The 10,639-nt window shown below is 70.2% G+C and carries 7 protein-coding genes and 1 tRNA gene; 6 read left to right on the plus strand and 2 right to left on the minus strand.

What is annotated here, in order from left to right:
- The first annotated feature begins 70 nt into the window (after window positions 1-70).
- Genes KIT86_RS22385 through KIT86_RS22395 form a run of 3 tightly spaced genes read left to right on the plus strand, consistent with a single transcriptional unit; the run spans window position 71 to window position 7,410 of the window.
- Window positions 71-1,258 carry a VWA domain-containing protein gene (locus tag KIT86_RS22385; RefSeq protein ID WP_297402517.1) on the plus strand — a complete coding sequence of 396 codons (1,188 nt, stop codon included), beginning with the start codon at window positions 71-73 and terminating at the stop codon, window positions 1,256-1,258.
- A gap of 7 nt (window positions 1,259-1,265) precedes the next feature.
- Entirely contained in the window at window positions 1,266-3,278 is a 2,013-nt protein-coding gene (locus KIT86_RS22390) for an autotransporter assembly complex family protein (protein ID WP_297402519.1), read from the plus strand.
- A gap of 7 nt (window positions 3,279-3,285) precedes the next feature.
- Window positions 3,286-7,410 carry a translocation/assembly module TamB domain-containing protein gene (locus KIT86_RS22395; RefSeq protein ID WP_297402522.1) on the plus strand — a complete coding sequence of 1,375 codons (4,125 nt, stop codon included), beginning with the start codon at window positions 3,286-3,288 and terminating at the stop codon, window positions 7,408-7,410.
- Window positions 7,411-7,450: 40 nt separating this feature from the next.
- On the opposite strand, the gene KIT86_RS22400 is transcribed toward KIT86_RS22395, so the two are convergent.
- Window positions 7,451-8,095, minus strand: coding sequence for an FMN-dependent NADH-azoreductase (locus KIT86_RS22400; RefSeq protein WP_297402524.1), 645 nt, complete (start codon window positions 8,093-8,095; stop codon window positions 7,451-7,453).
- Between the two features lie 131 nt (window positions 8,096-8,226).
- Between KIT86_RS22400 and KIT86_RS22405 the strand changes: the two genes are divergently transcribed.
- The 3 genes from KIT86_RS22405 to aac(3) all read left to right on the plus strand — a co-directional run bounded on the left by KIT86_RS22405 (window position 8,227) and on the right by aac(3) (window position 10,112).
- Window positions 8,227-9,198 carry a LysR substrate-binding domain-containing protein gene (locus KIT86_RS22405; protein ID WP_297402526.1) on the plus strand — a complete coding sequence of 324 codons (972 nt, stop codon included), beginning with the start codon at window positions 8,227-8,229 and terminating at the stop codon, window positions 9,196-9,198.
- Window positions 9,189-9,263, plus strand: a tRNA-Arg gene (locus tag KIT86_RS22410). The genes KIT86_RS22405 and KIT86_RS22410 overlap by 10 nt, the downstream gene beginning before the upstream one ends.
- A 24-nt stretch (window positions 9,264-9,287) precedes the next feature.
- Window positions 9,288-10,112, plus strand: coding sequence for an aminoglycoside 3-N-acetyltransferase (gene aac(3) / locus KIT86_RS22415; protein ID WP_297402528.1), 825 nt, complete (start codon window positions 9,288-9,290; stop codon window positions 10,110-10,112).
- On the opposite strand, the gene KIT86_RS22420 is transcribed toward aac(3), so the two are convergent.
- The coding region (locus KIT86_RS22420; protein ID WP_367185459.1) for a spore maturation protein at window positions 10,094-10,639 on the minus strand (546 nt) is incomplete at its 5' end. The genes aac(3) and KIT86_RS22420 overlap by 19 nt on opposite strands.

Raw genomic sequence — 10,639 nt, forward strand, 5'->3', positions numbered from 1 at the left:
ATGGCCCGAGGCCAGGGCGCAGCTGCTGTACCTGCGGGACATGCATGCCTGACGAACCTGGGAGATCGCCATGCTGATCGACTTTTTCTACACCTTGCGTTCGGCCAAGCTGCCGGTCTCCGTCAAGGAGTACCTGACGTTGCTCGAAGCACTGCAGGCCGACGTGGTGGGGCCGCGCAACCCCGAGGCCTGCTCCATGGACGACTTCTACTTCCTTGCGCGCACCGCGCTGGTGAAGGACGAGAAGCACTACGACAAGTTCGACCGCGCCTTTGCCGCCTACTTCAAGGGCGTGGAGATGATCGCGGACTTCACCAAGCCCATCCCGGCCGACTGGCTGCGCCAGGAGATGGAGCGCATCCTCTCCGAGGAACAGAAGGCCAACGCGCCCAAGATGGATTGGGACGAGCTCATGGAGACGCTGCGCAAGCGTCTCGAGGAGCAGAAGGAACGCCACGAGGGCGGGAGCAAGTGGATCGGCACCGGCGGCACATCGCCGTTCGGCAACGGCGGGCAGAACCCGCAGGGCATCCGCATCGGTGGCAAAGGCGGCAACAAGACCGCCGTGAAGGTGTGGGAGCAGCGCAGCTACCGAGACTACGACGACACGCAGGAGCTGGGCACGCGCAACATCAAGGTCGCCCTGCGCCGCCTGCGCAAGTTCGCGCGCGAAGGCAACGACCTCGAACTCGACCTGCCCGACACCATCCGATCCACCGCCGCGAACGCGGGCTACCTGGACATCAAGATGATCCCGGAGCGGCACAACAACGTGAAGGTGCTGCTGCTCATGGACGTGGGCGGCACCATGGACGAACACATCCAGCGCGTGGAAGAACTGTTCTCGGCGGTCAAGAGCGAGTTCAAGCACCTGGAGTTCTATTACTTCCACAACTGCGTCTACGACTTCATGTGGAAGAACAACCGCCGCCGCTACGCCGAGAAGTTCCCGACCTGGGACATCATCCGCAAGTACAACAAGGACTACAAGCTGATCTTCGTGGGCGACGCCACGATGAGTCCTTACGAAATATTGCAACCTGGCGGCAGCGTGGAATACAACAACGAGGAGGCCGGGGCCGAGTGGCTGCAGCGCCTCACGCACGCCTTTCCGAAGTTTGCCTGGATCAACCCGGAACCCCAAGGGGTGTGGCAGTATCGACAGAGCATCAGCGTGATTCAGCAACTGATGGGCCAGCGCATGTACCCGCTGACCCTCAAGGGGCTCGAAGACACGATGCGCCTGCTCTCGAAATAACTGCCGAATGATGCTTTCCTTCCCTGGCCGTGCCCGCTGGGCATGGCCTTTGCTGCTGTGCGCCAGCCTGCTGTGGCCGCTCGCCTCCCGCGCCCAGGAAGCGGCCGCGCCGGGCGCCGCCAGCGCCACGGCCCAGGACGATGCGGATGCCGACGTGCCCCGAGCGCCCCGCGAGACGCGCACGCCCGCAGGTGCGCGCTTCGAGATCGACGTCCAGGCACCGGGCGAGGCCCTGCGCGATTTCCTGCTGCGCCACATGGAGGTGCAGCGCTACCGCGAACTGCGCAGCCTCGAAGCCAGCGAACTGAACCGCCTGCTGATCCAGGCGCCGGCCAATGTGCGCGAACTGTTGGCCACGCTGGGCCATTTCTCGCCCACGGTCGAGGTGATACCGCCACCGGGACTGGGCGAGGCGGTCGCCCGCAACGACGATCGCACCTCCGGCCCCGCATCGCTGGGCACCATCACAGTGAGGGTGGATCCCGGCCCGGTCACGCAGGTGGCTTCGGTGTCGGTGTCCTTCGTGGGTGACATCGCCACCGCGCCCGAAGCCCAGGCCCAGCGTGCCGACATCCAGCGCGAGGCGGGCCTGATCGCCGGCCTGCCCTTCTCGCAGGCGGACTGGGACCGCGCCAAGACCGCGGCGTTGCGGCGGCTCATCGCCCAGCGCTATCCCTTGGGGCGGATGCAGAACAGCCTGGCCGACATCGACTCCCAGGCCCACCAGGCCAGGCTCTACATCGAGCTCGACTCGGGCAAGCCCATGCGCATGGGCGAGGTGGTCGTGCAAGGGGCCGAGCGCTACGACGCCGTGACGGCAGAGCGCCTGGTGCGCCTGTCCGGCCTCACGCCAGGCAGCGACTACGACCTTGAGAAGCTGCAGGACGCGCAACGGCGCATCGCAGAGAGCGGCTACTACGACTCCGTCTTCGTCTACGCCGAGACCTCGACCGACGGCCAGACACTGCCGGTGATGGTGCAACTGCGCGAGAGCAAACGGCAGAAAGTGGTGATCGGCATCGGCGGCAGCACCGACAACGGCGCTCGTCTGTCGCTGGAACACACGCACAACAGCGTGCCCGGCATCGGCTGGCGCGCGGTCAGCAAGCTGCAACTGGAGCGCGACGACCAGCTCGCCAGCACCGACTGGAGCTCCATCCCCAATGACGACGGCTGGCGCAAGATCGCCGGCGCGCAGCTGGCCAGGCAGCTCGACGACTTCACCACCACCAGCAGCCAGCGCCTGCGCGCGGGCCAGACGCAGCTCGGCGTCGAGTACGACCGCAGCTTCTACCTGCAGTACGACCGTGCCCACGTGAGGAGCAGCCTGCTGTCGGCCGCGGCGCAGGAGGAGGCCAAGTCCGCCATCAGCGCCAACTACGCGTGGACGCGGCGCCGCTTCGACGACATGGTGTTTCCCAACCGCGGCTACGGTCTCGCGGTGGAACTGGGCGTGGGTTACACCCTGGGCGGCACCCGGCTGCCGTTTGCCCGCACGCACGCGCGCTGGCTCACCTACTGGCCGCTCGGGGCGATTGCCCGCGCCGCCGACCCGGTGCCCGGCCAGCCGCGCGACGTCACCACGCCCTCGCGGCGCACGCAACTGGGCCGCCTGGCCTTGCGCGTCGAAGGCGGTGCCGTGCTGGCGCGCGAGTCGGCCCCCATCCCGGACACGCAGCTGTTCATCACCGGCGGCGACAACACCGTGCGCGGCTACGGCCTGCGCGACATCGGCGTGCCGCGCGCCGACGGCACCATCGGCCCAGGCCGCTACAAGGGTGTGGTGAGCCTGGAATGGCAGCGCCCCATCTTCAACGCCGACCAACGCTCCAACTGGGAGAACGTGCTCTTCATCGACGGCGGCGCCATCGCCAACAAGGCTGGCGACCTCAAGCCCGTGTGGGGCGTGGGCACCGGCATCCGCTACAACAGCCCGGTCGGGCCGCTGCAGCTGGACCTGGCCTACGGCCTCGAGGTCCGGCGCTTTCGCATCCACCTCAACGTGGGCTTCACGTTCTGATCGGCGCATGAGCAGCGACCACCCCGACCACATTGCACCACCCCCGTCGCGCCTGGGCCGCGTGGTGCGCTGGGTGTTCGGTGGCCTGGCGGCGCTGGTGCTGCTGGTCCTGCTCGGCGTCGGCCTGTGGGCCGCCTCGCCAGGCTCGCTGGCCCAGGCCATCGGCTGGGGCCAGTCGTTCATGGCCCGCCAGGGGCCGCAGGCCGGGACCCTGGAAGTCACCGATGTGCAAGGCAGCCTGCTGCGCGGCGGCCAGATCGCCCAGCTTCGATGGGCACGCGACGGCCTGACCGTGCAGGCCAGCGACACGCGCGTCGGCCTGAGCCGCTGGTTCTGGGCCGACGCCCTGCTGGGGCGTGGCGTGCGCCTGTCGCAGCTTGACATCGGCCGCCTGGCCATCAGCGATCAGCGCCCCCCCTCCCCATCGGCCCCACCCGAGCCCCTGCAACCCATCACCCTGCCCCTGCCGGTCACGCTGCCCTGGTCCATCGGCGAGCTGGTGCTGGCCGGTGAATCGCCGCTCACCTTCAGCGGGCTGAAAGGCCTGTACCGCTACCAGACCGCCGACCGCGCATGGAACCTCGGCGTGGACGACGCGCACCAGTTCGACCTGGACAGCGTCGAGGTGGCCGGAGGCCGCTACCAGGCCAAGGCGGTGCTGGGCGCACAAGCCCCGATGCCGCTGCGCGTGGACGCCAGCGGCGAGGTGCGCACCACCGTGCCCGGCGGCGAGGCCGTGACGCTGCAGGCCATCGCCAAGGTCAGCGGCATCCTGGCCACCACCGACGCCGCGCTCGACGCGAGCGCCAGCGTCAAGGCCACTGGTGGCGTCAATCCGGCCGAGGCTCCCACGCTGGACGCCCAGGCCCGGCTGCGCCCCTGGTGGCCGCAACCGATCGAAACCGCCGACGCCACCATGGCCCGCATCGATCTCGCCGCCTTCTGGCCGCAGGCGCCGGTGACGCTGCTCAGCGGCACGGTGAAGGCCCAGCCGCAGGGCGAGGCCTGGCGCGCCGAGCTGCGACTGGCCAACGCGGCCAGCGGCCCGGCCGATCGGCAGCGCCTGCCGCTGGACCGGATCGACGCCGCGATCGAGCAGCGCGGCGCGCGCTGGACGCTGTCGCAGCTGGATGCGCAGCTGGGCGGCGGCCGCCTGCAGGGCCAGGGCCAGTGGGAACCGGCCAGCGGCGCGCAGCCTTCACCCCTGGGCCAGTGGCAAGGCGAGTTCCAGGCCCGCCGCATCAACCCCGCGCAGCTCTGGAGCAGCATCGCGCCGGCCGCGCTGGACGGCTCGCTCACGGCGCGCACGGTGGATGCCGCCATCGACCTGAGCGCGCGCATCCAGCCCTCGGGCACGCAGCCCCGGGGCGGCGCCCTGGCTGGCCTGCGGTTGCGCGAACTCGATGTGAAAGGCCGCTGGCGCCCCAGCGCCACCAGTGCCACGCAAGGGGTGCTCGACCTGCGCCAGGCCCGCCTGGGTGTGGCCGACGCCACGCTGGACGGCGAAGGCACGCTCGACACCCTGGCGCGCAGCTTCGACGGCCAGTTCGCGCTGCAATTGCCCGGTGCACAGGCCCGCTGGAAAGGCAAGGCCGCGCACGCCCAGGGCCTCGGCGACCTGGATCTGAACCTGGACGATGCCAGCCGTGTGCTGGCCTGGGTGCGCAGCCTGCAGACCCTGCCCATCGTGGGCCCCTCCATCCGCGCCGCGCTGGACACCCAGCCGGGCCTGCAGGCCGAAGGCAGCGCGCGGCTCAGCGCCGGCTGGCAGGGTGGCCTGGGCGTGCTGGGCTACCCGGCACCAGCGGCCGGCGCCTCCCAGGCCGCCCCGCTGCGCCTGCAGCTCGGCCTGGAGGCGCCCCGCCTGCGCGTCGCGCGGGAGGTATCCACCGGCGATCCGGCCAGCCCCACCCGGGTGCAGGACATCCTTCTGAGCGCGCTGCGGCTGCAGGCCAGCGGCCCGCCCGAGCGCCTGGCCATCAGCCTGGGCGGCCGCGCCGACCAAGGCCCCTGGCGCGCCACGATCGACACCCAGGGGCTGCTGCAACTGGGCAGCGCGCGCCAGCCCGACATCGACACCGGCCGCCTTGAACTCAGCCGGTTGAAACTGCAGGCCACCGACGGCGCGCGGCCCGACCGCACGGTGGAGTGGACGCTGGAGAGCGCCGCCGCGCTGGGCGTGCAATGGCAAGGCGCGCGCGGCAACGCGCTTCAGGTGCAGGCCGATGCCGGGCAACTGCGCCTGCAACCCGTCTTCCGCCGCCGTGCCGCGCCCGCCTCCCCCCAGGCGGTCTCGACCACCGCCGCGGCCGCCGCTGCAGCCACCCCCGCCGTCACCACACCCATGACGCTGGCCTGGGAACGCCTGACCTGGCGCGCCGGTGCCCTCGACACGCGCGGCGAGCTCAGCAACCTGCCCCTGTCCTGGGTGGACGCCCTGGCCACGCCCGAGGGCTCGCGCCACGGCCCGCTGAGCGAATCCGGCCTGGGCGGCGATGTGGTCTTCGATGGCTCATGGGATCTCAGCCTGCCGGCCGACCCCGGCTCGCCCCCCCGCCTGGCGGCACAACTGCGGCGGCGAAGTGGCGACCTCTCGGTGCAGACCGACGGCGCCTTCGACGAAAACACCGCCTCCGCCCAACGCCTGCAGACCGGCATCCGAGAAGCACAGCTCCACATCGAAACCCAGGGCAGCAACGTGCTGGCCCGCCTGCGCTGGGACAGCGAGCGCCTGGGCCAGGCCAGCGCCGACGTGAGCACCACCCTGAGCCCGCCCAACGCCAGCGAGGCCGCCTGGCACTGGCCCGAGCAGGCGCCCTTGCGCGGCACCATCAAGGCCAGCCTGCCGCAAGTGGGCGTGTGGTCCGCGCTGGCACCGCCCGGCTGGCGCGTGCGCGGCTCCCTGGGCGCCGACCTCACGCTCGGCGGCACGCGCGACAAACCCCTGCTCAATGGTTCGCTCAACGCCGACGACCTGGCCCTGCGCTCGTTGGTCAACGGCATCGCGTTCTCGCGCGGGCAGCTGCGCGCCACGCTCGCGGGCGAGCGCATCACCATCGATCGCTTCTACCTGCAGGGCCTGGGTGGCGCGCAGACCGGCGGCACGCTGCTGGCCAGCGGCAGCACCGAGTGGCGCACCATCACGGTGGACGGGCAACCCCGCCCCCAGCCCTACATCAGCCTGCAGGCCACCGCCACGAAACTGCGCGTGTCCACCCGCGCCGACCGCATGCTCACGCTCTCAGGCCAGCTGCAGGCGGAGCTGGCGGGCACGGCGCTGCAGCTGCGCGGCCAACTCACGGCCGACGAGGCCCGCTTTGTGCTGCCCGACGAGTCCACCCCCAGCCTGGGCTCGGACGTGGTGGTGCGCGGCACCGAGCGGCCGCTGGAAGACCCGAACGCCCTGCGCGTGCAACCCGATGTGCTCGTGGATCTGAACCTGGGCAACAACTTCGAGGTGCGCGGCCAGGGCCTGCAGACGCGGTTGACCGGCCAGCTCAATGTGCGCAGCACCCCGGCCTCGCCCGCACCCCGCGTGCTGGGCGAGGTGCGCACGGAGCGCGGCACCTACCGCGCCTATGGCCAGCGGCTCGACATCGAAACCGGCGTGTTGCGCTTCAACGGGCCCTACGACAACCCCACGCTGGACATCACCGCCGTGCGGCCCAACACCACGCAGCGCGTGGGCGTGCTCATCAGTGGCTCGGCGCAGCTGCCACGCGTGCGCCTGTTCTCCGACCCCGAGCTGCCCGACAGCGAGAAGCTCGCCTGGCTGGTGCTGGGCCGCCCAGCCAGCGGTGCCGGGGCCGAAGCCGCCGTGCTGCAGCAGGCCGCGCTGGCCCTGCTCTCGCGCAACGGCCGCGACCTCGATGGCGGACTGGCCAGCGCCTTCGGACTGGACGAGCTGTCTTTTGCCGGGGCCGCCACCAATGCCGACGGCACCACCTCGGCGGCCGCGCTCACGCTGGGCAAGCGCCTGTCCAGCAAGCTCTACCTGACCTACGAGGCCAGCCTGGCCGGTGCCATGGGCACGGTCTCGATCTTCTACGACCTCTCGCGGCGGGTCACGGTGCGGGCGCGGGCGGGCGAAGAGAACGCGATCGACCTGATCTTCACCACGGCATTCGACTGACCGCGCGCCGCGCCTTCGGCGCGCGACCCCCTTTCAGGGCTCAGGCGACCTGGGCCAGCGCGGGCTGGTTGGCCGCCTGCGCCACATGCGCGCGGATCTCGTTCTCGGCCGTTGCCAGGCCCTTGGCCTTGGCTTCGGGGCCCATGCCCACGCCCTCGGCGCGCACGAATCGCACATCGGCGATACCGAAGAAGCCGAAGATCGTCTGCAGGTAGGTTTCCTGGTGCTCCATGGCGCGGCCACCTTCGCTGGTGGAATACACACCGCCGCGGCTGAGCACCACGATCACCGTCTTGCCGCCGGCCAGGCCGACGGGGCCCTGCTCGGTGTACTTGAAGGTGCGGCCTGCCTGGGCCAGGCGGTCGATCCAGGCCTTGAGCTGGGTGGGAATCGTGAAGTTGTAGAACGGCGCACCGATCACGACCACGTCAGCGGCCAGGAACTGGCTCACCAGCGCTTCGGACAGCGCGTTCTCGCGGCGTTCCGCTTCGGTGGCGGCGGCCTGGCCGGTGCGAAAGCCCAGCGACTCGGCGCTCAGGTGCGACGGGGCGTCCTTGACGACATCGAGGTACTGCACTTGCGTGCCCGGATGGGCCGCCACCCAGCTCGCCACGGTCTGGGCGGTCAGTTGACGGGAAACCGACTGGTCGCCGGTGATGGCCGAATCGATGTGAAGCAGTTGCATGGAAATCTCCTGAAAGGTGACAGCCACGCTGCGTGGCCATGGATAGATTGTGATTTCGATGCCAATGATTGATAAGTCGGTAAATTCACGACACTTCGTTCCATAATCAGGACAATCAACCGGGACGTGCCATGCAAGACCTGAACGACATGATCCTTTTCGCCGAGGTGGTGGAGCACGGCGGCTTCGCGGCTGCCGGCCGTGCCCTGGGGCTGCCCAAGTCGCGCCTGTCGCGGCGCATCGCCGGCCTCGAAGCGCAGCTGGGCGTGCGCCTGCTGCAGCGCACCACGCGAAAGCTCTCACTGACCGACGTGGGGGAAACCTACCTGCGCCACTGCCAGGCGCTGCGCGAATCGGCCCAGGCCGCCGCCGACGCCGTGGCCCACGCCCAGACCGAGCCGCGCGGCACCATCCGCGTGGTCTGCCCCGTCACGCTGGCGCAGACCGTGCTCGGCGGTGTGATGCCGATCTACCTCGCGCGCCACCCCCAGGTGCGCGTGGAGATGGAGATCAACAACCGCGTGGTCGATCTCGTGAAGGATGGCGTGGACGTGGCGCTGCGCGTGCGCCTCACGCTGGAGGAAAGCGGCAGCCTGATCGTCAAGCGGCTGGACGACGCGCGCTCGGTGCTGGTGGCCAGCCCGGCGCTGCTGGACCGCCAGGGCACGCCCACGACACTGGAGGAAGCCAGCCGGCTCGACAGCGTGGCCATGTCCGCCACCGATGGCAAGACCAGCATCCGCCTGACCAGCCCCGAGGGCCGCGAAGCGGTGCTGCAGTTCACACCGCGCTACATCGCCGACGACCTGCTCACCCTCAAGCTCGCGGTGCTCGGTGGCAGCGGCATGTGCTGGCTGCCCGACTACATGTGCGAGGACGAACTGCGCAGCGGCCAGCTGGTGCGCCTGCTGCCTGACTGGTCCACGCCGGTGGGCGTGGTGCACGCGGTGTTTCCCTCTCGCCGGGGCCTCTCGCCCGCCGTGCGCAGCTTTCTCGATTTCCTCGGCGAATACGTGCCGGTCTGCAGCAAGCTGCAGCGCCGCGAGGGCGCGTCCAGGTGGCAGCCCGCCCCGTACAATGCGGGCTCTTTTTCGCCGCCATAGTTCAATGGATAGAACGAGCGCCTCCTAAGCGCTAGATACAGGTTCGATTCCTGTTGGTGGTACCACCTCGCACCACCGTGTCCGAACCGCTGCCCCACGGCGAACTCGTTCTTCAGCTGCGCCAGCTCGGCCTGGCCCCGGGCGGCGTGGTGATGGTGCACGCCTCCCTCAAGGCCATCGGGCCCGTGGCCGGCGGTGCACCGCAGATCGTGCAGGCGCTGCGGGACTGCATCGGCCCGGGCGGCACGCTCATGGCCTACGTCTCCTGGGACCGATCACCCTACGAAGAGACCCTGAACGGCGCCACGCTGGACGCCGCCGCGCGCCAGGCGTGGCCGGCCTTCGACCCGGCCACCGCCGGCACCGAACGCAGCTTCGGCCTGCTCAATGCCTTCATCTGCCGCACGCCTGGCGTGCAGCGCAGCGCGCACCCTGACGCCAGCGTGGCCGCGATCGGGGCGAAGGCGCGCGAACTGGTGGAGCCCCACGCGCTGCTGGAAGGCTATGGACCCGGTTCGCCACTGGAGCGCTTCGTGCAACTGGGCGGCCAGGTGCTGCTGCTGGGCGCCCCCCTGGACGCGGTGACGGTGCTGCACCACGCCGAGACCCTGGCCGACATCCCGAACAAGCGGCGCGTGCGCTACGAACAGCCGGTGCTCGACGAACAAGGCCGCCGGGTCTGGCGCGTGGCCGAGGAGTTCGACACCAATGGCATCCTGGACCGCTTCGCGCAAGACGGCGCCATGGACGCGGTGGAGACGATCGCGCGGGCGTATGTGGCCGAAGGGCGCCACCGCGCCGGCCGCGTGGGCCAGGCCGACAGCCTCCTGTTCGACGGCCAGGACCTCGTGCGCTTTGGCAAGGCCTGGCTCGAAGCGCGTTTTGGCCAGCAGGCTCAGCGCAGCATCAGGTAACCCACGCCGATCGCCGCCACCAGCCCCACCGCATCGGCGAACAGCGCACACGCCAGCGCGTGTCGGGCGTGCTGGATGCCCACGCTGCCGAAGTACACCGCCAGCACGTAGAAGGTGGTTTCGGTCGACCCCTGGACGATGGCCGCGAGCCGGCCCGCGAACGAGTCCACGCCGTGCGTCTGCATCACGTCGATCATCAGCCCGCGCGCGCCCGCGCCCGACAGCACTTTCATCAGGCCCACCGGCAGCGCGGGCAGGAAGTCGGTGTTCCAGCCCATGGCGGCCACCATCGCACCGATGCCCGAGAGCAGGAAGTCCATGCAACCGGCGGCGCGGAAAACGCCGATGGCGATCAGGATGGCGATGAGGTAGGGCACGATCTGGATCGCCACCCCAAAGCCCTCTTTGGCGCCGTCGATGAAGGCGTCGTACACGTTCAGGCGCTTCCAGGCCCCGGCCAGGACGAACAGCATCACCACGCTCAGGATCACCGCCGCGCCCGTGGTGCCGGCCACGCGCGCGGCCTG

Source organism: Hydrogenophaga sp. (assembly GCF_026125825.1).
In the GTDB taxonomy this organism is placed as follows: domain Bacteria; phylum Pseudomonadota; class Gammaproteobacteria; order Burkholderiales; family Burkholderiaceae_C; genus Hydrogenophaga.